Origin of the sequence: Nonomuraea corallina, from assembly GCF_027620315.1 — a bacterium.
Classification (GTDB): domain Bacteria; phylum Actinomycetota; class Actinomycetes; order Streptosporangiales; family Streptosporangiaceae; genus Nonomuraea; species Nonomuraea corallina.
Genome location: NZ_JAPNNL010000129.1, coordinates 1 through 21,711 on the forward strand (window position 1 = coordinate 1; position 21,711 = coordinate 21,711).

The window sequence follows — 21,711 nt, forward strand, 5'->3', positions numbered from 1 at the left end:
GTGCTGCCCGGCTGGACCGTATTGGCCGGAACCTGGAAGGAGGCACGCTCGCCGCCGTTGACCGTGCGATTGCCGAGCGGCGCGGAGCCGACGGGAGCGCCAGTGTTGTCGTACAGGTAGTACTTGGCCGTGACCGGCCCGCCGGAGGGCCGGTTGACCATGCCCGAGAGGATCGGCTGGGTCGGGTCGGCCATGCCGGTGTCGGTGTCCGAGGGGAGCACCGGGGCGTCACTGGTGATCCGGTAAGCCGGGCTCTCGTTGCACGACGGCGGTGTCACACCTGCCCGGCAGGCCTTCACCACGAACTTGAAGCTGGCCGGGTTGTCCAGTGTGAAGACCTTGTCCAGCACCTGTCCCGACGGGATGTTGTTGTGGGAGGTGGTGCCGGGTACGCCGACCAGCGCGCGGAGTTCGTTCGCGCTCAGCGCCCGCTGGTAGACGTGGATGTCGTCCACCGACCCCTTGAGGCTTTCGCCGAGGACGCGTGCGCGGCCGATCTCGAAGGCGCCTCGGGCGTTCCAGCTGACGGTGTGGTCCCGCTCGCCGGCCAGCACGCCGTCCACGTACAGGCGGATCTTGCCTGCGTCCGTGTCGTACTGGGCGGCCACATGCGTCCACTCGCCGATCTTGGCCAGATGCTCCGACTGGATGACGGTCTCATGGATGCTGTCCGGGATGTCCTGATTGATCATGGACAGCGTCCAGCGCTGATCGTACTCCGGAGCCGTTGACGTCTGGTAGGAAAGCGTGAACCCGGGCAAATGGGTGCCCATCTGGGACAGCACGTTCTGCTCTTGCGTGCTGTTGTCCAGGCGCACCCAGGCGCTCGCCGTGAAGCTCTGGTTGGTGTTGATGACCGGGCCGCTGGTCGCGGCGTGGCCTCCAGTGAAATTCACCGCCTGGCCGAGCTGAGCCGGCGTGCGCGTGTGCGCACCGGTCAGGGTGGCGTTGCGGTTGTTGCCGGAGGAGTCGGTCAGGGTGGCGCCGGAGGTCTCGTCCAGCTTCCAGTACGCGGCCTCACCCCCGGGCAGTTCGGCGGCCGGCGGCGCCATGGTGGAGTCGTTGACCGTCACCGTGTAGTTCAGCGGCGTCGCCTCGGGCACGCTGGACTTGTAGGTGACCTTGACGTTGGTGCTGCGGGCGATCGCGTCGTTGCCGTCCATCGAGTCGATGGACTCGGCGGTCACGGTGGGGATCTCCGGCGGCAGCACCCAGTTCACGCTCAGCTTCGGCAGGACGCCCTGGTTGAACAGCTGCGGCCAGAACATGAAGTCCTCGCTGTAGTTGCTCGGGGTCGAGCCCTCCTGGGTCAGCTTGAGCAGCAGACCGTGGTTGGCCGTGCCCGTGGCCCACAGCCGCGTCATCGCGGTCAGGTTCCAGCTCCAGATCGCCCCGCTGGTGCCGGGCAGCGCGCACGGGTCGATCGAGGCGCGGCCTTCCTCCGTGCTGGAGGGCTGGTTGCCCCAGTAGGTGTCGTCGGCCACCCAGGACTCGGTGATCCGCTGGGCGGCGATGCCCTGGAACTCGCTGCAGTTGAACACGTCCTCGCGCAACTGCAGCTGCATGGTCGCGGTGGTCACCTGTTTCCCGGCGATCGGGGCGGTGTCGAACGCCATCAGGGTGCGGGTGGCCTGCTCGGTGCCGGAGTATTTCGACCTGCCCACCGTGCCCGGTGAGCGCTGGCTGTCCGGGGAGACGATGCCGACCTCTTGGGTGATCCCCAGCGTGGTGGTGGGGTCGACGGTGACCGGATACTGCGTCGCGGGGTCGGCCAGCCAGGCCGCGTCCGGCTTCAGCACCAGGGTGGTGGTGCCGTCCTCGGACTCAACGCTGGTCTTGATCTTCTTTTGCCGGCCGGGCTTGGCCGCGGTGGGCTCGTCGGCGGCGGCATCCCACATCAGGGGCGCCGGGGCAGAGGCCACCTTCTTGCCGTTGTCGCCTTTCAGCTTGAGCCCGCCGGCCTTGGTCACCGAGAGTTCGAGCCCTTTGGCCTCGACCGGGATGCGGAACTCCACCGGGGCGGTGGGGCGCTCGCGAAGCACGATGTCGTGCCGGAATCCGGTCGGGAGGGCCGTCACGACCAGGTCTCCCGACGGGCCGGCGACGCCGGGGTAGGTGGCGACGTTGCCCTTGATCGTCGGCTTGGGCAGAGAGGTGGGCCAGGAGAGACCGAACGAGCGGTCCCTGCTGAGGATCATGGTCGCGAACGGGCCGGATCCACCTGTGGACAGGCGCACTCGGGACTTGGCCAGCTTGGGCCTGAGCACGCCGTTCTGCTCGATCAGGGACGTGTCGATCCACGCCCACGAGCCGTCGCCCTGCCTGAGCTGGGTGGGGCCGGAGTAGGACTCGGTGGTCAGGTGCCCGTCGGGGTACGCCCAGGTCCGGGAGGTTTCCGTGTAGGCGTCCTCGACGGCGACGGGCTTGTTGTCCTTGCGCGCCTGCTCCACCGCGGCACGCAGGGCCGCGTCCGGGTCCTCGGGCCGCGGGAACGTGGTCACCGCCGGGCCTGTGGCTTTGGCACTCTGCGGATCAGGGTCGGCGACGGCTTCCCGAACGGGGCCGGTGACCAGCAACGATGCCGCCACCGTGAGCACCGTTGCGGCCGCGAGCCTCCGTTTGGGTTTGCTGATGGTACGGGGTCTTCTGCCTAACTCGTTCACTAACGACCTCAATCGGAGTGAGTTGGCTTGTCGGCCCCGATCATCAGCCGGAAGATCATCATGATCAACATGACATAGATCACAAATAAAATGAACATAAAAGCTGTAACTTCTGCGAAGTTGCGAGCGAAACCCAACGGGCAGGATTTTCGAGTCGACGGTAATTCAGATTTCCTCATCCAGGCATCAACTACAGGCGTAGTCATACAGCCGCGACCAGTGGCGAGAATCGGCTGAGACTACCCACGGAGAACGGTGACCTGGCGGCCGGACGGCGTGGCCGCCTGCTCGAAGCAGCCGCGTTCCTTCCACGGCGGAGCCTCGGGCCGCCGGTCGAAGATGACCAGCACGCCGGCGGTGAGGCTGAGCCGGTCCAGATACCCATCCAGCTGGGAGAGCCCCTCGGACAGCGGGTCGTCCTTGCCCGCCCGCCAGACCTTCAGCTCCATCGCCTCCCGCTGCACCAGCCGCACGCCGTCCGGCCCGGTGTAGGGCCAGCGGACCAGCACGTCCAGGCGTTTGGTCCCGGCGGCGTACTCCCGGTCGAGCTGGCCGCCGCCGTTCACGAGCCGGTGCAGGAAGGCCATGAGGATGATCTGGCAGGCGGCCTCGTGGTAGTTCTCCTGCCGGATGAGCACCTCGCCGTGCTCGCGCCAGAACACGACGAACTCCCGCAGCAGCCGCTCCAGGTCGAACCGGCCCGTCCGGGAGCACGAAGCTGCGCGGGTCGGCCATCACGTACTGTTCCGCCGGGTCTCCCAGCACCCGCAGGATGACTTCCCGGTAGATCGGGTTCGCCACCTCCAGCGGGGGCCTCTGCTTGATCAGACCCAGGTCGCGGACGTACGAGAGCGCGTCGGAGAAGGCAGGGTCGAGGTCCGGGAACGATCCGGCCACCACCGGCTCCATCACCCGCTTGACCCGAGGCTCGTGCAGCCGGGCCACCAGCGCGTCGAGATGGGTGGCGCGCGCCCGGATCAGCCGCTCCTTGGCCTCCTCCACCTGCCGGGTGGTGACGGCGCCGCTCACGCCCATCTCGAAGACGACCTCATGGGCCAGGGCGTTGACCATCCACGGCTGTCCTTGGGTCAGCTCGAAGACCCGGTCCACGGCGTCCTTGGTGAACTCCTGGCCGGTCGCCTCGGTGTGCTGGCCATACAGCTCGCCGATCTGGTCGGCGGTGAAGTCACCCAGACGCAGCGACTTGGTGATGATGTTGAACGGGCTGGCCGGGTTCGACCGGCCGGGCTCGCCGCCCGAGGCGACCTTGTAGTCACGCACGTCACGCAACCCGCACAACACCACGGACGCGGGGAAAGGACGGCCCTGCGGCCGTGCGTTGTGGCCTTCACGGAGCTGGCTGAGGATGCTGACCATGCTGTTGCCCTGTATCGCGTCGATCTCGTCGAGAAACAGCACCACCCGGCGCGGACTGCGGCGGCACCACTCGGTCAGCGCCGTACCGAACAGGGTGCCCGCCGGGGTATGCGGCCAGGACACCGGCGGCAGCAGTTCCTCCGGCCATCCGGCCCACTCGGCGGCCTGGCGGAGGGACTTCAGCAGGATTTCTTCCGCCGCGGCGTAGTCGTCGCCGGCCGACTTGGCGCGCTCGCAGGAGAACATCAGGGCGGCGATGTCGCCCTCGGCGTTCAGCTCGGACGCCAGGGCTTCCAGCGTGGTCGTCTTGCCGGTCTGGCGGGGCGCGTGCAGCACGAAGTAGCGATCCATGTCGATCAGCGCTCGCGCCTCGGGAAGCCGAGGAGCGGGTGGGAGTATGTAGTGGAGCTGGGGATCACAGGGGCCCGCGGTATTGAAGGATCTCACTTGGAGTGGGAGCATAGTCACATACTGTCATCACCGTCACTGTGCTGAGCGAGGAAATTCCGAGAAGAGACTGCGATTCCTTCCGGTGTGGTGAGGCAAAGGCCAGGCGCCATCCCGCATCGTCGGGACTCCCACGAAGGCGCGTCCCCGCTCAATCGCGGGGACGCCTCCGGCCGCGGTCTCAGTTGAAGGGGTTGTCGTACGTGATGCTGCTCCTGGTACGCATCTGATAGCCGCTGCTGCTGAACCAGCCTCCAGTCACGTCGAAGCGGACGTTCTGCACGGTGCTGCCGAACTCCACCTCGGCGTTGTACAGGAAGACCCGCTGGCATCCGGGAGCGGTCGTGGAGCCGGTATCCACGGGCCATGTCTGGTTCGCGCCGTTGACGTAGATCTGGAAGTAGGGCGCGGGGTAGGCGTGCTGCCAGCACAGGCGCAGCGCGTAGCGGTACCTCGTGTTCCCGTCGTCGAACGCCACCGTGCCTTCCAGCAGGGCCAGCGCCCCGTAGCCGCCGGTCGCGTTGAGCTGCACGTAGACGGGCTGGTCCGGGCCGTATGCCGCGTGCGCGGGGCTGAGCGGCAGGAGCGCGACGGCCAGGGCGGCGAGGGCGGCGGCGATCGACGCCAGCGGGCGGCGTCCTTTCGAGCGTACGGTCAATTCACACCTCTCCGTTTCGGAAGTGCCGAGTGCTCGGAGATTAGAAGTGACGTCAGTAACGGTCCAGCACGGCCCGCGTGGAGGGCCGATCCGGTCCGGCACTAAAAGCACTGTCAGGGCGGCCATAGGCAGGTCACCTGGGCAGAGAGGCAGGGTTTCAGGTCGAAAAGTTGCGGCACGATGATGAAAGATTCACGGCACCAGGCCCGCGGAATTCGACTCTCCCACTTCACGCGGCTTGTCCAATTCTGTAAGACAGAGGTGCCATCAACCTTCCCGAGGTGAGCGATGGACCTACGGCACATCAGGTATGCGATCACGATCGCCCGCGCCGGCAGCCTGCGCCGGGCCGCGGCCGTGCTGCGCATCGCCCAGCCCACGCTGTCGGAGCAGTTGCGGGCGCTGGAGAAGGAGATCGGGGTGGAGCTGTTCACCCGGTCCTCCAGCGGGGTCCAGCTGACCGGGGCCGGGGAGGCGTTCCTGGCGCAGGCGACGGTGGCGGTGGAGGCGTTCGACCGGGCGGTGGCCGCCGCCCGCCGCACGGGGCAGTGCACCCGGCTGGGGGTGGCGGACGGGCTGGGCGACGTGGTGGCGCGGCTGCTGTCGCCGTTGCCGGACGCGCGGCTGCGGGTGACGCCGATGGGGACGGCGGAGCAGATCGTCTCGCTGATGGACGGAACGCTCCAGGCCGGGCTGGGGTACGCGCCGGGCTCGCTGCCGCGTGGGGTGGCCCGCATGCTGGTGCATCGTTCCCCCGTGCGCGCGCTGCTCCCCCGCGATCATCGGCTCGCCGGGCGGGAGCGGCTGCCGCTGGCGGAGCTCGCGGCGGAGCCGCTGGTGATGCCGGAGTCGGAGGCGGTGGCGGGGGCGCGGCGCTTCCTGGAGGCGTTCGTGCGGCACCGGCTGCATCCCCGCCTGGGGGCGGCGGCGGCGACACACGAACTGGTGGTCGCGATGGTGGCCGACGGCGCCGGATACACCCTGTGCGTGCGGGAGGGAACGCCGGTGCCGGAGCCGCTGGCGTTCGTGCCCATCGCGGAGGAGGTGCCGCCGATCGAGGTGGTGCTGTTGTGGAACCGGCAGGCCGACGTGCATGATCTCCTCAGCGCGGCTCGCCACCTGGCACGGCATGGATAGTGTTACTATCCAAAGGATGCGGATGTCCGAGTTGAGCGCCAGGTCCGGCGTCGCCATTCCCACGATCAAGTACTACCTGCGCGAGGGCCTGCTCCACCAGGGCGAGCAGGTGGCCGCCACCCGCGCCGAGTACGACGCCTCCCACCTGCGCCGGCTCTCCCTGATCAGGGCCCTGGTGGAGGTCGGCAGGCTGCCGATCGCCGCCGTCAAGAAGGTGGTGGCCGCGATCGAGGACGAGTCGCTGCCCTTCCACAACATGCTGGGCACCGCCCACCACGCGCTGACCCCTCCGGTCGAGCCGGAGCCGACGCCCGAGTGGGAGGCGGCCAAGGCCGAGGTGGACGCGCTCATCTCGGACCTCGGCTGGCAGGTGAGCCCCACGGCCCCGTCCCGCGACGAGCTGACCCAGACCATGATGAGGATGCGCCGGCTGGGCATGGGCGACGACATGCGCGCGTACGCGGAGACGGCGGAGCGGCTGGTGCGCGAGGTCGAACTGGACGCCATCCCGCTGAGCGACGATCGCGACGCCGCCGTGCAGGCGCTGGTGCTCGGCACGATCCTGTACGGGCGAGCGCTGGAGTCGCTGCGCCGCCTCGCGCAGGAGTCGGAGTCGGCCCGCCGCTTCACCGCGGCACGGGAGGAGCGGGACTCCTGACTCCGGGTCCGCGGCGCGGAGAGGACCCGGTCAGACCACGTGGCCCGAGCGGGCGGCCGAGGAGCCCTCGCGGACCAGCTCGCCCGTCAGGTTGCCGTTGGCCGCCGAGCCGAGGAAGACCACGAGCCGGGCCACGTCCTCCGGGTCCGACAGCCGCCGCGTCGGGACGCCGGCCGCCAGCTTGTCGATGATCGCCTGCGGGAAGTCCGGAGCCCGCTCGGTGAGCGTGAAGCCGGGCGCGACCACGTTGACCAGGATCCCGTCACGGCCGCCCTCCCACGCCAGCGCGCGGGCCATCCCGTGCAGCCCCGCCTTCGCGGCTCCGTACGGGCCAGGACCCGGCAGACCTTCGTCGGCCACGCTGGAGGAGATCAGCACGATGCGGCCCCACCCGCGGGCGCGCATGCCGGGCAGCGCGGCTCGGACGGTGGCGGCGGCGCCCACCAGGTTGGCGTCGACCATGGCCAGCCACGCCGACATCGGCACGTCCTCGAACCGGGTCGTGGGGTCGGGCGCGTCGGCGCCCCAGTGGACCGCGTTGGCCACCAGCACGTCCACCCGGCCCCAGCGGGCCAGCACGTCGTCAACGGCGCGCTGCGCCGAGGGCAGGTCCCGCAGGTCCATGGGGGTGAGGAACGGCTCGCCGCCCGCCGCCGCGATCGCCGCCGCGACCTCCCGGGCCGCGTCCTCCCTCCGGTGGTACGTGATCGCGATCTTCGCGCCTTCCCTGGCGAACGCCACGGCGGTGGCGGCGCCGATGCCGCTCGACCCTCCGGTGACCATGACGACACGCTCTCGCAGGCCGGTGTCCATGCCCGCGCTCCTCTCGTTCGGGGGGTTAGTTGGCGAACGCGATAGATGTAATCACAAATCATTTCCGATGCAAATCATTTGCCGCTGATACTCTTCGGGCCATGAGTGGTCAGATGGGCAGCCCGCTCCGGCGAGACCTGCATTGGCTGGCCGCCCGGCTCAAGATCGGCCTGCAAGAGGTCGAGGAGCAGATCCTCGCCCGTCACGGCATGAACCTGTGGGGCTACTCGGTCCTGGTCGAGGTGGTGAGCGGCCCGTCGCGCACCCAGCTCGCCCTGGCCGCCGCGGTGCCGGTGGACAAGACGAAGCTGGTGACGGTCCTGGACGAGCTGGAGTCGTCGGGCCTGGTGCGCCGCCGGCCCGACCCGCGCGACCGGCGGGCGCGGCTGGTCGACCCGACCGACGCGGGCCGGAAAGCCTGCGAGGCCGCCTCCGCCGAGATCAGGGCGGTCGAGGACGGCCTGCTCGCCGACCTCGACGCCGGTGAGCGGGAGCGGTTCCTCGACGCACTCCAGCGGATCGTGCTGACCCGGCTGGAAGCCGTGTCCGGACACGTGCCCGGCGGCCAGGACTGCCCCTGACACATTCCGGCGCCCCCGCCGGGTAGGGCGGGCCGGATGTTCGACGGATTCGCGGAAAGCCGCGTGGACACCGGTGAGGCGGAGCTGTACGTCCGGCACGGCGGCGACGGGCCGCCGCTGCTGCTCCTGCACGGCCACCCCAGGACCCACGCCACCTGGCACCGGGTGGCTCCCCTGCTCACCGCCGGCCACACGGTGGTCTGCCCTGACCTGCGGGGGTACGGGCGCTCGTCCAAACCCGCGACCACCCCGGACCACGAGCCCTACTCCAAGCGCGCCATGGCCCGGGACCTGATCGCCCTCATGCGCGCGCTCGGTCACGACCGGTTCGCGGTCGCCGGCCACGACCGGGGCGCCTACGTCGCGCACCGGCTGGCCGCCGACCACCCGGACGCGGTGACCCAGTTGGTGATCATGGACGCGGTCCCCATCGGCGAGGCGCTGGCCCGCTGCGACGCGGAGTTCGCGGCGCGCTGGTGGCACTGGTTCTTCCTCGGCCAGACGGCCAAGCCCGCCGAACGGGTGATCAACGCCGACCCGGACGCGTGGTACGGAGGCGGCCCCGAGCAGATGGGCGAGGAGGCGTACGAGGACTATCGCCGCGCCATCCACGACCCCGCGACCGTGCACGCGATGTGCGAGGACTACCGGGCAGGGCTCGGCCCGGACCGCGCCGCCGACGAGGCCGACCGGGCGGCCGGCCGCAGGATCGGCTGCCCGGTGCTGGTGCTCTGGGCGACCCGCGACGACATGGAGGAGTTGTACGGCGACCCGGTCGAGGTGTGGCGCTCATGGGCGGACGACGTACGCGGCCACGCCGTCGAGAGCGGCCACCACCTGGCCGAGGACGCGCCCGCGGAACTGGCCGCGGCCCTCGGCGCGTTCCTGGCGGCGCGATGAGCGGCGGGACGAGCGGCGGGACGAGCGGCGGGACGAGCCGGGTGGTCGTCTCAGTCGCTGACCGTGACCGGGCGTTTCAGCAGCCACAGCGCGGCGCGTTGCAGCAGCGCGCGGTGGATCTCGTTGGCGTAGGCGCGGGTGTCGTGGCCGAGCGCGTCGTAGAAGACCCGGCCGCGCCGCACGGGCCGGGCCCACATGAGCGGCTGGCCGCGGGAGGAGGCCAGCGGCCGCACGTCGGGGAGCAGATCGAGGTCGCTGTAGACCTCGTCGACGACGTCGAAGTCGCGCAGCCCCTCCACGACCGGGTGGCCGCCGTGGACGCGCACGCCGGTCCAGCCGAGCGGCGGGTGGTGGGACTTCGGCCAGGACCAGCAGCCGCCGAGCACGCGGGGCCAGCCCTGCCAGTCGTCGAAGCAGATGGCCGCGGCGTGCATGCACAGCAGGCCGCCGCCCTGCTCCAGATGGTCGAGCAGGGTGGTGCGGGCCTGGGCGGGGAGCTCGAAGCGCCATCGGTCGCGCAGGTCGGCGAACCGGTCGAGGTCCATCTGCCAGCGCAGCGCGTTGACGGTGATGAGCTGGACCTCCGGCGGCTCGCTCAGCGCGCCGGCGATGTCGTCGGTGACCTCCGACTCGATCCCCACCTCCGCCAGCACCTCGGCGAGCGCCGCCGAGGTGGCGTCGAAGTCGTGGAACGGGCCTCCGGACAGGATCAGATTGCGTGCCACCCGTCCAGCTCATCACGCCCGCTCCGGCTTTTCCACTGGTGCGGGCGCCACATCCGGGCGAGGGTGGAGCGGGGACGCCCGGTACGCTGCGCGACATGACCGGGGTCGACGACTTCGAGGCCTACCGCCCGCTGCTGCTCGGGCTGGCCTATCGCCTGCTGGGGAGCATGTGGGACGCCGAGGACGTGGTCCAGGACGCCTGGCTGCGCTGGTCGGCGACGGACCGGGAGGACGTCCGGGAGCCGCGGGCGTTCCTGATCACCGTGGTGTCGCGGCTGGCGCTCGACCAGCTGCGCTCGGCCCGGGTGAAGCGGGAGGCCTACACCGGGCCGTGGCTGCCGGAGCCGGTCGAGGACGGCGACGCCGGGCCGCTGGACACGGCCGAACTGCGTGACACGGTGTCGTTCGCGACCCTGCACCTGATGGAGCGCCTGTCGCCGCCGGAGCGCGCGGTGTTCGTGCTACGGGAGGCGTTCGAGCTGCCGTACGACCAGATCGCCGCGATCATCGACGTGTCCGTCGCGAACGCGCGCCAGCTGCACCACCGCGCCGCCCGGAGGCTGTCCGAGGGGCGCGGCCGGTTCCGGCCGTCGGCCGAGGAGCACGCCGAGCTGTTCACCCGGTTCCTCGCCGCGGCCGGCGGCGGCGATCTGGAGGCGCTCACCGAGCTGTTCCACGACGACGTGGTCTACTACAGCGACGGCGGCGGCAAGATCCGCGCCGCGCTGCGCCCGATCATCGGCCGCGACAAGGTGCTGCGCTTCTTCGCCGGGGTGTGGGAGCGCTACGAACGCGGGGGCGCCGCGATCGGCGCGGCCAACGGACAGCCCGTGCTCTGGTCCCGCCTAGGCGAACACACGCAGCTGCTCGCGCTGGACGTGCGCGACGGCCGCGTCCAGGCGCTGTACGGGGTGCTCAATCCGGACAAGCTCACCCGCGTGCGCCCGCCGATGTGAGGGCGCGACCGGCTCTATAGTCCAGTCATGGATCTCGGTATCTCAGGCAAGGTCGCACTCGTCACAGGCGGCAGCGCGGGCATCGGGCTCGCCGCCGCCAAGAGCCTGGCGCGGGAGGGGTGCGACGTGTGCGTGGCCGCGCGCAACCCCGAACGGCTCGCCGACGCGGTGGTGGAGCTCCAGGAGTACGGCAAGGTGGTGCACGCCGTGCTCGCCGACGTGGAGGATCCACAGGCGGCCGAGCGGGTGGTACGCGAGACGCGCGACGTCCTCGGGCCGATCGACATCCTGGTGGCCAACGCGGGCGGGCCCCCGGCGGGCAGGTTCGTGGACGTGACCGCGGCCGACTGGGACGTGGCGGTGCAGCGCAACCTGCTCGGCACCGTACGGCTGATGCGCGCGGTGCTGCCGGAGATGCGCGCCCGCGGCTGGGGCCGGATCGTCACCGTGACCAGCAGGTCGGTCAGGGAGGCCATCGACGGGCTGGCCCTGTCGAACGCCACCCGCTCGGCCGTGGCCGGCATGGTGCGCACCCTCGCCCGCGAGGTGGGCGGCGATGGCGTGCTGGTCAACAACGTGATGCCCGGCCCGATCGACACCGACCGGCTGCGTGACCTGTCCGGCGGCGAGGACGGGCTGGCGGAGCGAGCCGCGGGCGTGCCGGTGGGGCGCGTCGGCCACGCCTCGGAGGTCGGCGACGTGGTCGCGTTCCTGGCCAGCGAGCGGGCCTCGTTCGTGAACGGGATCTCGCTCCTGGTGGACGGCGGCGAGAGCCGCGTCATCGCGTGACCCGGCCCGCGGAGAAGAGGGCATCCTGCGGGTAGGGGAAGGACGGAAAGGCAGGGTATGGACAAGCCGGTCATCGTGACGGTGGACGACGACCCGGGGGTGTCGAGGGCGGTGGCCCGCGACCTCCGGCGTCGTTACGGGCAGCACTACAGGATCGTCCGCGCCGAGGCGGCCGTGCAGGGGCTGGAGGCCGTCCGGGAGATGCGGCTGCGCGGTGACGAGGTGTGCGCGCTCCTCGCCGACTACCGCATGCCGCAGATGAACGGGGTGCAGTTCCTGGAGGCGGCGATGGACATGTACCCGTACGCCCGCCGGGTGCTGCTGACGGCCTACGCCGACACCGACGCCGCCATCCAGGCGATCAACGTGGTGGACCTGGACCACTACCTGCTCAAGCCGTGGGACCCGCCGGAGGAGAAGTTCTACCCGGTGATCGACGGCCAGCTCGACGCCTGGCAGCGCACCGACCGGGTGGAGGTGGCGGAGCTGCGGGTGGTGGGCGACCGCTGGTCGCAGCCGTCCTACAAGGTGCGCGACTTCCTGGCCCGCAACCACGTGCCCTACCAGTGGATGCTGGCCGAGGACCCGGAGGGCGCGCAGCTCGTCGCGGCGGCCGGGGACGACTGTCATCTGCCGCTGGTGGTCACCGCCGACGGGTCGATGCTGCAGGCGCCCGACCAGTCGACGCTGGCCTCGACCGTCGGGCTGTCGACCACGCCGGCCACCGACTTCTACGACCTGATCGTGGTCGGCGGCGGCCCGGCCGGGCTGGGGGCGGCCGTCTACGGCGCCTCGGAGGGCCTGCGCACGGTCCTGGTGGAGGCGCACGCCTCGGGCGGGCAGGCCGGTCAGAGCTCGCGCATCGAGAACTACCTCGGCTTCCCCGACGGGGTGTCCGGTCAGCAGCTCGCCGACCGGGCCCGCAGGCAGGCGCTGAAGTTCGGCGCCGAGCTGCTGAGCGCGCGCAGGGTGACCCACCTGGAGCCGCGCGGCCAGGCGCGGGTGGTCGGCTTCAAGGACGGCGGTGAGATCGCCGCGCACGCGGTCATCCTGGCCACCGGGGTCACCTACCGCCGCCTCGACGCGCCCGGCCTGGACGACTTCGTGGGCCGGGGCGTCTACTACGGGGCCGCGCTGACGGAGGCGCCTTCCTGCCGCGACCAGGACGTCTACATCGTGGGCGCCGCCAACTCGGCCGGCCAGGCGGCCGTCTATCTGGCGGGATTCGCCAAGACCGTACACCTGGTGGTGAGGAGTGACGGTCTGGAGAAGTCCATGTCCCACTACCTCATCGAGCAGATCCAGGCGATCCCCACCATCGAGGTCCACCTGGAGACGCGGGTCGCCGGCGGCGAGGGCGACGGCCACCTGGAACGCCTGACGCTGTCCGCCGAGGGCGAGGAGCGCGTGGTCGACGCGCAGTGGCTGTTCGTGTTCATCGGCGCCGAGCCGTACACCTCGTGGCTGGAGGACACGATCGAGCGGGACGCCAAGGGGTTCGTGGTCACCGGGCCCGACCTGGTGCAGGGCGGGCAGCGGCCGCGCAACTGGACGCTGCGCCGCCAGCCCTACTACCTGGAGACGAACGTGCCGGGGGTGTTCGCGGCCGGCGACGTGCGCGCCGAGTCGATCAAGCGGGTGGCCTCCGCCGTCGGGGAGGGCGCGATGGCGGTCGCGCTCGTACACCGCTACCTGGAGAAGCAATGAGCGGACAAGCGGCCGACACGGTCGACATCGACGAACTGCGCAAGCTCTTCCTGTTCGAACGGCTGACCGACGAGCAGCTCACCAAGCTCGCCGACAGCGGCCGGATGGCGACTTACGGGCAGGACGAGGACGTGGTGCGCCAGGGCGAGCCCGCCGACTGCTTCGTGGTGCTGATGGAGGGCGAGGTGCAGATGATCTCCGAGACCGTCAGCGCCGGCACCGTCGCCATGCCCCGCACCTCCCAGCCCGGCGTGTACGGCGGCGCCACCTCCGCCTACCTGGGCGAGCGGGCGCCGGACACCTACCAGCACACGCTGCGCGCGACCGCCCCGTCGCGGCTGTTCGTGCTTCCGGCCAGGAAGTTCGCCTACATCGTGACCGAGTGGTTCCCGATGGCTATGCACCTGCTCGACGGGCTGCAGTCGGGCGGGCGCATGCAGCGGGAGATGATCGACCGGCGGCAGCGGCTCACCGCGCTCGGCACCATCACGGCCGGGCTCACCCACGAGCTGAACAACCCGGCGGCCGCGGCGGTGCGCGCGGTGAGCGAGCTGCGCTCGCTGGTCAGATCGTCACGGGTGGAGCTGGCCCAGCTCGCCGAGAACGGCATCCCGCCCGAGCGGCTGCGCGCGCTCATCGAGATGCAGGAGGCGTGCATGGAGGCGGTCGGCACGCTGCCCGTGCGCAGCCCGCTGGAGATCTCCGACGCCGAGGACGAGCTGGGCGACGCGCTCGACGAGCTCGGCGTCGAGAACGCGTGGGACCTGGCGCCCGCGCTGGTGAACGCCGGGTTCGGCGCCGAGCACCTGGACAAGGTGCGGCGCAAGGTGGGCGAGGAGCACACCCCGGCCGCGCTGCGCTGGCTGTCGGAGGCGGTGGAGATCTCGCAGATGCTCAACGAGGTCACCGAGGCCACCGAGCGGATCACCACGCTGATCCGCTCGGCCAAGGAGTACTCCCAGATGGACCGGGCCCCGTTCCAGGTGCTCGACCTGCACCGCCTGCTCGACAGCACGGTTGCGATCTTCCGCGGCAAGCTGCCGCCGGGCATCACGGTGGTCACCGACTACGACCGCACGCTGCCGCCGGTGCCCTGCTACGGCGGCGAGCTGAACCAGGTGTGGACCAACCTGATGCACAACGCGCTCGACGCCATGGGCGAGGAGGGCACCCTGACCATCCGCACCGCGCACGACGAGGACGAGGCGATCGTGGAAATCGGCGACACCGGCCACGGCGTGCCGGACGCGATCAAGGAGCGCATCTTCGAGCCGTTCTTCACCACCAAGACCGTCGGCCTGGGCACCGGGCTGGGGCTCGACATCTCGTACCGGATCGTGGCCGGTCGGCACGGCGGCGAGATCAAGGTGCGTTCGGTGCCCGGAGAGACCTGGTTCGAGGTGCGGCTGCCGCTGCGCGAGCCCGCTAACGGGGATCGGTCACCATCCGCGTGAGCCGGGGCACGATCTGGTCGGCGGCGACGCGGAAGCCGTCGTGCTCGAACTCGTTGGTCACCCACACCCGCAGGTTGCCGACCCGCCCGGCGGTCTCCAGCGACAGGCCGGCGTCCACGTACATGTCGTCGTGGTAGACGACGGCGGCGACCGGCACCTCGTTGGCCGCCAGCCGGTCCGGGTCGTACAGCGGCGGCCAGTCGCCGGCGGCGGCGAGCAGCTCGGCGGCGCCCTTGAACGGCCGCAGCGAGCGGATCTCGTCGAACATCCAGGGATAGGCCATCTCACCGGTGAACATGCCGAACGAGCCGAAGTCGGCGGGCAGCAGCCGTTCGGCCGCCCAGCGGGTGGCGGCCCCCTGGGCGTAGATGAGCTCCTGCAGCACCATGTAGAGCGGGTTGCCGACGAACCCGGTCTCCGTCATGACGTCGTACAGGAAGGCGTCGGAGAGCCGGTCGCCGTGCCAGGCCTCGGCGAGCTGCCAGTGGAGGCGCTCGGAGCCGTCGCCCATGCCGAGCTTCATGCCGAGCGTGCGGAAGCGCTCGACGGTGAGCCGGTCGCCGTCCGGCAGCATCACCTTCTCGCCGGCCAGACGCTCGGCGATGCGCCGGGCCGCCGCCTCGTCCTCCGGGTAGCGCAGGTAGTGGCGGCGCACCTTGGCGCGGACCCGCTCGTACGTGCGCGCGCAGACGTCGTCGGCGGTGGCGTCGAGGCCCGGCAGGCCGCCCGTGACGTGACACGCCCGGAGTCCTTCCGGCGCCCGGGACAGGTAGGTGAGGGTGATGAAGCCGCCGTAGCTCTGCCCCCACGTCTCCCACGCGCCGATGCCGAGCGCCTTCCTGATGTGCTCGCAGTCGGCCACGATCGCGTCGGCGCGGAAATGCCGCAGGTAGCCGGCCAGCTCCGCGTCCGTCGCCGCGCCGGTGGCGGTGACGGCGGTGACGGGGGTGCTGCGGCCGGTGCCGCGCTGGTCGAGCAGGAGCACCCGGTGGGTGGCCAGCAGGGGCCGCCAGTGGCCGGGGCCGGTGGGCCGGGGCGACTGGCCGCCGGGGCCGCCCTGCAGGAACAGCGCCCACGGAAGGTCACCGGTGACGGCCGGGTCGCGGATCTCGCGGGCGAACACCCGGATCGTCCGCCCGCCGGGGTCGGCGTGGTCGAGGGGGACGGTGAACACGTGGTCGGCGACCGTGATGCCGGGCATGGTGACTTTCACGTTCAGCACCCTATGGGCGCGGCACTGGCGTCCGAACCTCGGAAGGAACCCCATGGCGATCGAGGACTGGTCCCGGCAGGCGCTGCCCGCGATGCTGGACGACATCAGGACGCTGGTCGAGCTGGAGACCCCCAGCCACGACAGGCCGGCGCTCGCGCGCGGGCTGACCGCCGTCCGCGAGCTGACCGCCGAGCGGCTCGGCCCGCCCGACGGCGAGACGCGGCACGACGGCGGGCGGTACGGGGACGTGCTGGAGCTGCGGTACGCGGGCACCGCGCCGGACGAAGTGCTGCTGCTCGGCCACTACGACACGGTGTGGCCCGCGGGCACCCTGGCCGGGTGGCCGTTCGCGATCGAGGACGGCACGATGACCGGGCCCGGCGTGTTCGACATGAAGGCGGGGCTGGTGCAGGCGATCTGGGCGGTGCGCGGGCTGCGCGCGCTGGGGCTGCCGCATCCGGGCGTGCGGTTCCTGTTCAACGGCGACGAGGAGATCGGCAGCCCGGCGTCACGGCCGCGCGTCGAGGCGGCCTGCGCGGACGCCGTGGCCACCTTGGTGTTCGAGCCGTCGCTGCGGGGCGCGCTGAAGACCTCCCGCAAGGGGGTGGGGGTGTTCGACGTGACGGTGACCGGCGTGGAGGCGCACGCCGGGCTGGACCCGGCGGCCGGGGCGAGCGCCGTCCACGCGCTGGCGGAGCTCGTGACGCGCCTGGCCGCCGCGGGCGCCCCGGAGCGGGGCACGACCGTGAACGTCGGCCTGATCAGCGGCGGCACCGGCCGCAACGTGGCCGCCGGCCTGGCGACGTGCGGCGTCGACGTGCGGGTGGGCGACCCGGCGGAGATGGCCAGGATCGACGAGCTGTTCGCCGGTCTGCGGGCCGCCGACCCGCGCGTCACGGTGTCGGTGGCGGGCGAGTGGAACCGGCCCCCGATGACGCCGAACCCGCCGTCGCGGCGGCTGTTCAAAGAGGCGCGGGCGGTCGCGGCGGCCCAGGGCTGGGAGCTGGCGGAGGCCGCGGTGGGCGGCGCGAGCGACGGCAACTTCGTCTCCGCGCTGGGCCGGGCGGTCCTGGACGGCTTCGGCGCGGTCGGCGACGGCGCGCACGCCCGGCACGAGCACGTGCTGGTCGGCCACGTCCCCGAGCGCACCGCCCTGACGATCGGGCTGATCTCCGCCCTGGCCTGAGGCGGGCGGATCAGCCGCGACGCTCGCCGAGCAGCACCGGCAGGCTCCGGGTGCTGTTGCCGAGCACCGAACCGAGCGGCCGGGTGCCCGCGTCCGGCCCGGCGAGCCGCATGTCCGGGAACGCCGCGAACAGGATGGCCAGCGACACCTCGCCCTCCAGCCGGGCCAGCGGCGCCCCCAGGCAGAAGTGCCGGCCGTGCCCGAACGACAGATGGCCCGGCTGCGGCGCCACCGCGTCGAACCGGCAGGCCCGCTCCCCGTAGCGCTCGGGGTCGCGGCCGGCCGAGGCGAAGCAGGCGACCACCGCCTCTCCCTGGCGCACCCGTACCCCGTCGATCTCCAGGTCGCGGACGGCGTACCGCATCGGGAAGTGGGCGATCGGCGAGTCCCACCGCATGGTCTCCTCCACCACGGCGCTCCACGACAGCTCGCCCGCGAGCGCGAGGGCGAGCTGGGCGGGTTCGCGGAGCAGGGCGCGGGCGCCGTTGGTGAGCAGGTTGACGGTCGTGACGTGCCCGGCGATGAACACCAGCTCGACGGTGTCCAACAGCTCCCGTCCGGTCAGCTCGCCCTCCTGGACCAGGGCGCTGATCAGGCCGGGCCCCGGCGCGCGGCGCAGGCCCTCGACGATCTCCGTGAGGAGCCCGTACAGGACCCTTCTCGCCTCGGTGACGTCCACCGGCGTGTCGCCGACGCCGGCGGCCACGTCGGTCAGCTCGTTCACCTCCGACCGCAGGACGGGCGGGATGCCCATCAGCTCGGTGATGACGTCCCGGGGTATCGGGTAGGCGAAGTGCTCGCGCAGGTCCACCGGCCCCGGCGGGAGCGCGGCCAGCCGGTCCACCCGCTCGGCGGCCAGCCTCGCCACCCACGGCCGCAGCTCCTCGACGCGGCGGGCGTTGAAGACGCGGGCGAGCGGGCCGCGCAGCCGCCGGTGGGTCTCGCCCTCGGCGTTCAGCATGGACGTGTCGAAGGTGATCCGGCGCACCGCGGTGCCGTCGCGGACCTCGGCCCGGCCTCGCGGGTCCCAGTGGCTGATGTCCCTGGACAGGTCCGGGTGGGCGAGCACGGCGGCCACGGTCGCGTGCCGGGTGGCGGCCCAGGCCCGCACGCCCTCCATCTCCACCGGGACCAGCGACCCCAGCTCGCGCAGCCTCGCGCAGTCCGCGTGCACGTCCGGGCTGGCGGGGGCGAGGACGAACCTGACGCCTGTGTCCGTGCCCGTCTCGGCGGTGTCCACGGCTCAGCCCACCCGTTCCGGCGTCGCCGCCAGGGTGGCCACGTCGAGCCACGGCTCGCGCCCCAGGTAGAGGTCGCGGACCAGCTCGCCGGCGGCGGGCGCGTTGCACAGGCCGTGCCCGGAGAACCCGGCCGCGTACAGGAACGCGGGCGGCCCCGGCAGGTGGCCGATGAACGCGGTCCTGTCCGGGCTGGCGTCGCGCGCCCCGGTGACCGCCGTGTGCAGCCGGATGCCGCTCAGGCTCGGGTACGTGACCGCGAGCTGGGCGGCCACCCCGGCCCGCCAGGCGGCCCTGTCGCGGTCCGGGTAGCCCATGCCGATCAGCAGCCGGTCGCCGCGCAGCCGCACCAGCAGGCGGCTGGAGGCGTCCAGGGTGACCGGCAGCTCCGGCAGCGCCTGCAGCGGGTCGGTGACCAGCAGCTCCTGCACGACCGGCTCGGGCAGCGGCAGCCGCACCCCCGCCGACCTGGCCAGCGGAGCCGACCATGCGCCGGCGGCGCACACGACGGCGTCGGCCGTGATCGCGCCGTGCGGCGTCTCCACCCGGCCGTCCTGGACCGCCAGCGCCGGGCAGCCGGTGCGCAGCCGCGCCCCGGCCCGCCTGGCGCCGGCCGCGTAGCCCTCGACGATGGCCGCGGTGTCGGACACGTACGCCTGCGGCGACCAGGCGGCGGCGAGCAGCGGCAGGTCGCCGCCGATGAGCGGGTTGAGCCGCCTGGCCCGGCGGGCGTCGATCAGCTCGGCCTCCACCCCGGCGGCGCGCTGGGCGGGCAGCTCCGCCTCGAACGCCGCCACCTGGTCCGGCTCGGTGAACAGCACCAGGTAGCCGACCTGGCGCATGGGCAGGGCGGCCCCCGGCCTGGCGGCGAAGTCGTGGTAGGCGTCCAGGCTGCGCACGGCCAGCGCGGAGCTGACCAGGTCGCCGGCGAAGTAGGCGCGCAGCACGTCGGCCGTCGCCCGCGAGGCGCCGCAGCCGAGCGTGCCGCGCTCCAGCAGCACGGTGTCCACCCCGGCCTCGGCCAGGTGGTAGGCGATGGACAGGCCGATCACCCCGCCGCCGACGACCACGACCCGGCCGCTCATCCGAGCGCTCCCTTGCGCCGCAGGCCGTCGCCGAGGTGCCACGGGAAGAGCTGCAGGTTCCAGCCGCCCAGGCAGTTGACGTACAGCGCCAGGTGCGCCATGAGCGCGGCGAAGTCGTCGCGGCTGCTGATCCGGTCCAGCCCGCCGAGCGCCCTCTGGGTGAACTCGTGGAGTCTGCCGAGCCCGCAGTAGCCGAGGAACTCGGCGGGGGTGGCGGCGAGCAGGCGCGCCATGTGGCGCAGCGACTCCAGCGGCATGTCCTCGTACGCGGCCCGGACCAGCCCGCCGAAGCAGGCGTAACCGAGCGGCCGGGTCTCGCCGTTGACGAACACCAGCGTGGTGAGCACGGTCGAGAAGCTGCCCGCGCCGGACGGGATGTGGCCGTCGTGCAGGTCCGCCAGGTCTTCCGGCGGGCTCAGCCAGATCCGCTCGGTCTCGGCGTGCACCTCTCCGATCAGGGCGTCGATCTGCGGGTCGGCCACGCTGAGCCGGGGCAGGCTGTGGCCGCCCGGCTCGCCGGCGCGCCTGACCTCGGCCACGATCGGCTTCTTGCTCCGGTAGAGCGACTCCCAGATCGCGGCCCCGGACTCCACCAGGGTGTCCAGATGCTCCGGGAGGACCTGGCCGATGGGCGCGGCGGGCATGGGCTCGGTCAGCTCGCCGTACTTGATGCCGAGGTGCTGCAGCCGGGAGGCGAACAGCGTGCCGTCGGGCGCCTCGCGACGGTCCACGGTGTGCGTGCCCCTCTGGTGCAGCAGCGCGTGGACCGGGGCGACGTGGTAGAGGTGATGGCCCGCCACCAGGGCGTGCCCCTGCAGGCTCCGGTACGGGAGAGCGTCCCAGACGCTCTGCGCCAGGGCGGCGTTCCGTTCGTCCAGTTCGGCGATCACGGCGGTGCCCAGAGCAGGCCAGCCGATTTCTACTCGTCTAGTCACAATATGCGACGTTAGCACTACATATAGTGATATTGGTTACGAGCCCTCCCATTTCGGGCGTGACAAACCGGGACCCCCGGTGAGACGGTCGAATCCGGACCGATGTCGTCTCGGGGGGTTCGGAGTGGTCCCTGGTTACCGTGATGTACGCCAGCTGGGCAGCGGGCGCACCGGCCGGGTCTTCCTGGCCACGTACCAGGAGACCGGCGCGTACGTCGCGATCAAATACCTCAACGCGACCCTGCGCAGGGACGACGGCTTCATGACCCGCTACCGGCGGGACGCGGCGGAGCTGGTGGAGATCGACCACCCGCACGTCGTCAAGCTGCACGAGTACGTCGAGACGCGCCGGCGGGCCGCCGTCGTGATGGAGCTCGTGGACGGGGTGTCGCTGCGGGAGATCCTGCGCGAGCACGTCCGGGTCAGCCCGGAGGCGGCGCTCGTGGCGGCCAAGAGCGCGCTGGAGGCGCTGGCGGCGGCGCACGAGCGCGGCGTGGCCCACCGCGACGTGCGGCCGGAGAAACTGCTCGTCCAGGCCGACGGGACGGTGAAGCTGACCGGCTTCGGCATCGTGGCGCACGTCGAGGAGCCGGACGTGCCCGCCGGCAGCCCGCCGTACATGGCGCCCGAGCTGTGGACGCGCGGCGCCGCGGGGCCGCCCGCCGACGTGTACGCGGCGGCGTGCCTGCTGTTCGAGGCCGTGCGAGGCCGGGCGCCGTACCGCGGCGAGGACCTCCCTGCCCTGCGCGAGCAGCACCTGGCGGAGCCGGTGCCGCTGGAGGTGGTGCCGGACCCGCTGCGCAATCTGCTGCGGCGCGGGCTGGCCAAGGCCCCGGCGCTCCGGTACGCGTCGGCCCGGGAGTTCCTGGCCGAGCTGGAGCGTGACGCGCTCGCGGGCTACGGGCAGGAGTGGGAGCAGCGGGGCCGCCGCCATCTCGCCGAGCCGGCGACCGCGCTCGCGCTCCGCTTCCCGCTGGCCAGGACCGAGCCGGAGCCCGCCCTGCGGTCCGCCGCCCGGCCGCTGCCCGCGCCGCCGCCGTACCTGTGGCTGGCGGTGGCGACCGTCGTGGCGGTGGCGATCTCGCTGCTGGCGTCCGGCGGGCGGCCGCCCTCGGGAGCGGACACCGCGCCGGTCCCCCCGCAGACCGCGGAGGACACCGGGAGCCCCGCCCCGGCCGCCACCGACCCG

Annotated in this window: 19 protein-coding genes and 1 pseudogene; 10 read left to right on the forward strand and 10 right to left on the reverse strand. The window is 72.0% G+C overall.

Going from position 1 to position 21,711, the window contains the following annotated elements; translation table 11 throughout:
- The 4 genes and pseudogenes from OUY22_RS26230 to OUY22_RS26245 form a co-directional block, all read right to left on the reverse strand.
- Positions 1–2,501: LamG-like jellyroll fold domain-containing protein (locus tag OUY22_RS26230; protein ID WP_270157827.1), on the reverse strand; the 2,501-nt coding region annotated here is incomplete at its 3' end.
- Between the two features lie 401 nt (positions 2,502–2,902).
- Positions 2,903–3,325: a hypothetical protein gene (locus OUY22_RS26235; RefSeq protein ID WP_270157828.1), complete on the reverse strand. Its 423-nt coding sequence runs from the start codon at positions 3,323–3,325 to the stop codon at positions 2,903–2,905.
- A 670-nt stretch (positions 3,326–3,995) separates the two neighbouring features.
- A pseudogene (locus OUY22_RS36965) lies at positions 3,996–4,502 on the reverse strand (ATP-binding protein); the annotation flags it as partial.
- Positions 4,503–4,668: 166 nt separating this feature from the next.
- Positions 4,669–5,145 (reverse strand): hypothetical protein, encoded by a 477-nt coding sequence (locus OUY22_RS26245; protein ID WP_270157830.1) that lies wholly within the window; start codon positions 5,143–5,145, stop codon positions 4,669–4,671.
- A 288-nt stretch (positions 5,146–5,433) separates the two neighbouring features.
- On the opposite strand from OUY22_RS26245, the gene OUY22_RS26250 reads away from it, so the two are divergent.
- Both OUY22_RS26250 and OUY22_RS26255 read left to right on the forward strand, forming a co-directional pair.
- Positions 5,434–6,282 (forward strand): LysR family transcriptional regulator, encoded by an 849-nt coding sequence (locus OUY22_RS26250; RefSeq protein WP_270157831.1) that lies wholly within the window; start codon positions 5,434–5,436, stop codon positions 6,280–6,282.
- Between the two features lie 22 nt (positions 6,283–6,304).
- Entirely contained in the window at positions 6,305–6,940 is a 636-nt protein-coding gene (locus OUY22_RS26255) for a MerR family transcriptional regulator (protein ID WP_270157832.1), read from the forward strand.
- A gap of 30 nt (positions 6,941–6,970) precedes the next feature.
- Here OUY22_RS26255 and OUY22_RS26260 read toward each other — a convergent pair whose 3' ends face one another.
- Complete coding sequence (locus OUY22_RS26260) at positions 6,971–7,753, reverse strand: SDR family NAD(P)-dependent oxidoreductase (protein WP_270157833.1); 783 nt, start codon at positions 7,751–7,753, stop codon at positions 6,971–6,973.
- A gap of 101 nt (positions 7,754–7,854) precedes the next feature.
- On the opposite strand from OUY22_RS26260, the gene OUY22_RS26265 reads away from it, so the two are divergent.
- Positions 7,855–8,334: a MarR family winged helix-turn-helix transcriptional regulator gene (locus OUY22_RS26265; RefSeq protein WP_270157834.1), complete on the forward strand. Its 480-nt coding sequence runs from the start codon at positions 7,855–7,857 to the stop codon at positions 8,332–8,334.
- Between the two features lie 36 nt (positions 8,335–8,370).
- Positions 8,371–9,234, forward strand: a complete 864-nt coding sequence (locus OUY22_RS26270) for an alpha/beta hydrolase (protein ID WP_270157835.1) — start codon at positions 8,371–8,373, stop codon at positions 9,232–9,234.
- Between the two features lie 50 nt (positions 9,235–9,284).
- Here the strand turns inward: OUY22_RS26270 and OUY22_RS26275 are convergent, their stop codons facing one another.
- Entirely contained in the window at positions 9,285–9,959 is a 675-nt protein-coding gene (locus OUY22_RS26275; protein WP_270157836.1) for a ThuA domain-containing protein, read from the reverse strand.
- Between the two features lie 95 nt (positions 9,960–10,054).
- On the opposite strand from OUY22_RS26275, the gene OUY22_RS26280 reads away from it, so the two are divergent.
- Genes OUY22_RS26280 through OUY22_RS26295 form a run of 4 tightly spaced genes read left to right on the forward strand, consistent with a single transcriptional unit; the run spans position 10,055 to position 14,865 of the window.
- Positions 10,055–10,915, forward strand: coding sequence for an RNA polymerase sigma-70 factor (locus OUY22_RS26280; protein WP_270157837.1), 861 nt, complete (start codon positions 10,055–10,057; stop codon positions 10,913–10,915).
- Positions 10,916–10,942: 27 nt separating this feature from the next.
- The gene (locus OUY22_RS26285; RefSeq protein ID WP_270157838.1) at positions 10,943–11,704 is read left to right on the forward strand and encodes an SDR family oxidoreductase; all 762 of its coding nucleotides are present in this window, start codon (positions 10,943–10,945) and stop codon (positions 11,702–11,704) included.
- A 57-nt stretch (positions 11,705–11,761) separates the two neighbouring features.
- Positions 11,762–13,411 carry an FAD-dependent oxidoreductase gene (locus OUY22_RS26290; protein WP_270157839.1) on the forward strand — a complete coding sequence of 550 codons (1,650 nt, stop codon included), beginning with the start codon at positions 11,762–11,764 and terminating at the stop codon, positions 13,409–13,411.
- Positions 13,408–14,865, forward strand: coding sequence for an ATP-binding protein (locus tag OUY22_RS26295; RefSeq protein WP_270157840.1), 1,458 nt, complete (start codon positions 13,408–13,410; stop codon positions 14,863–14,865). Before OUY22_RS26290 ends, OUY22_RS26295 begins: the two co-directional genes overlap by 4 nt.
- Here the strand turns inward: OUY22_RS26295 and OUY22_RS26300 are convergent.
- Positions 14,837–16,078, reverse strand: coding sequence for an alpha/beta fold hydrolase (locus tag OUY22_RS26300; RefSeq protein ID WP_270157841.1), 1,242 nt, complete (start codon positions 16,076–16,078; stop codon positions 14,837–14,839). The two genes, OUY22_RS26295 and OUY22_RS26300, sit on opposite strands and share 29 nt — an antisense overlap.
- 52 nt (positions 16,079–16,130) lie before the next feature.
- On the opposite strand from OUY22_RS26300, the gene OUY22_RS26305 reads away from it, so the two are divergent.
- The gene (locus tag OUY22_RS26305) at positions 16,131–17,264 is read left to right on the forward strand and encodes a M20 family metallopeptidase (protein ID WP_270157842.1); all 1,134 of its coding nucleotides are present in this window, start codon (positions 16,131–16,133) and stop codon (positions 17,262–17,264) included.
- Between the two features lie 10 nt (positions 17,265–17,274).
- Here OUY22_RS26305 and OUY22_RS26310 read toward each other — a convergent pair whose 3' ends face one another.
- Genes OUY22_RS26310 through OUY22_RS26320 form a run of 3 tightly spaced genes read right to left on the reverse strand, consistent with a single transcriptional unit; the run spans position 17,275 to position 20,522 of the window.
- On the reverse strand, positions 17,275–18,504 hold the full coding sequence (locus tag OUY22_RS26310) for a cytochrome P450 family protein (RefSeq protein WP_270157843.1): 1,230 nt from the start codon (positions 18,502–18,504) through the stop codon (positions 17,275–17,277).
- Positions 18,505–18,507: 3 nt separating this feature from the next.
- The gene (locus tag OUY22_RS26315; RefSeq protein ID WP_270157844.1) at positions 18,508–19,587 is read right to left on the reverse strand and encodes an NAD(P)/FAD-dependent oxidoreductase; all 1,080 of its coding nucleotides are present in this window, start codon (positions 19,585–19,587) and stop codon (positions 18,508–18,510) included.
- Positions 19,584–20,522: a cucumopine synthase-related protein gene (locus tag OUY22_RS26320; RefSeq protein WP_270157845.1), complete on the reverse strand. Its 939-nt coding sequence runs from the start codon at positions 20,520–20,522 to the stop codon at positions 19,584–19,586. The genes OUY22_RS26315 and OUY22_RS26320 overlap by 4 nt, the downstream gene beginning before the upstream one ends.
- Positions 20,523–20,646: 124 nt before the next feature.
- On the opposite strand from OUY22_RS26320, the gene OUY22_RS26325 reads away from it, so the two are divergent.
- Positions 20,647–21,711 (forward strand): serine/threonine-protein kinase (locus tag OUY22_RS26325; protein WP_270157846.1); only part of this gene is annotated, 1,065 nt, incomplete at its 3' end.

Bases quoted from the DNA above. Each gene is read 5' to 3' on its own strand.
- OUY22_RS26250 (WP_270157831.1), top strand. From the start codon at position 5,434: ATGGACCTACGGCACATCAGGTATGCGATCACGATCGCCCGCGCCGGC.
- OUY22_RS26255 (WP_270157832.1), top strand. From the start codon at position 6,305: ATGTCCGAGTTGAGCGCCAGGTCCGGCGTCGCCATTCCCACGATCAAG.
- OUY22_RS26260 (WP_270157833.1), bottom strand. From the start codon at position 7,753: ATGGACACCGGCCTGCGAGAGCGTGTCGTCATGGTCACCGGAGGGTCG.
- OUY22_RS26265 (WP_270157834.1), top strand. From the start codon at position 7,855: ATGAGTGGTCAGATGGGCAGCCCGCTCCGGCGAGACCTGCATTGGCTG.
- OUY22_RS26270 (WP_270157835.1), top strand. From the start codon at position 8,371: ATGTTCGACGGATTCGCGGAAAGCCGCGTGGACACCGGTGAGGCGGAG.
- OUY22_RS26280 (WP_270157837.1), top strand. From the start codon at position 10,055: ATGACCGGGGTCGACGACTTCGAGGCCTACCGCCCGCTGCTGCTCGGG.
- OUY22_RS26285 (WP_270157838.1), top strand. From the start codon at position 10,943: ATGGATCTCGGTATCTCAGGCAAGGTCGCACTCGTCACAGGCGGCAGC.
- OUY22_RS26290 (WP_270157839.1), top strand. From the start codon at position 11,762: ATGGACAAGCCGGTCATCGTGACGGTGGACGACGACCCGGGGGTGTCG.
- OUY22_RS26295 (WP_270157840.1), top strand. From the start codon at position 13,408: ATGAGCGGACAAGCGGCCGACACGGTCGACATCGACGAACTGCGCAAG.
- OUY22_RS26305 (WP_270157842.1), top strand. From the start codon at position 16,131: ATGGCGATCGAGGACTGGTCCCGGCAGGCGCTGCCCGCGATGCTGGAC.
- OUY22_RS26315 (WP_270157844.1), bottom strand. From the start codon at position 19,587: ATGAGCGGCCGGGTCGTGGTCGTCGGCGGCGGGGTGATCGGCCTGTCC.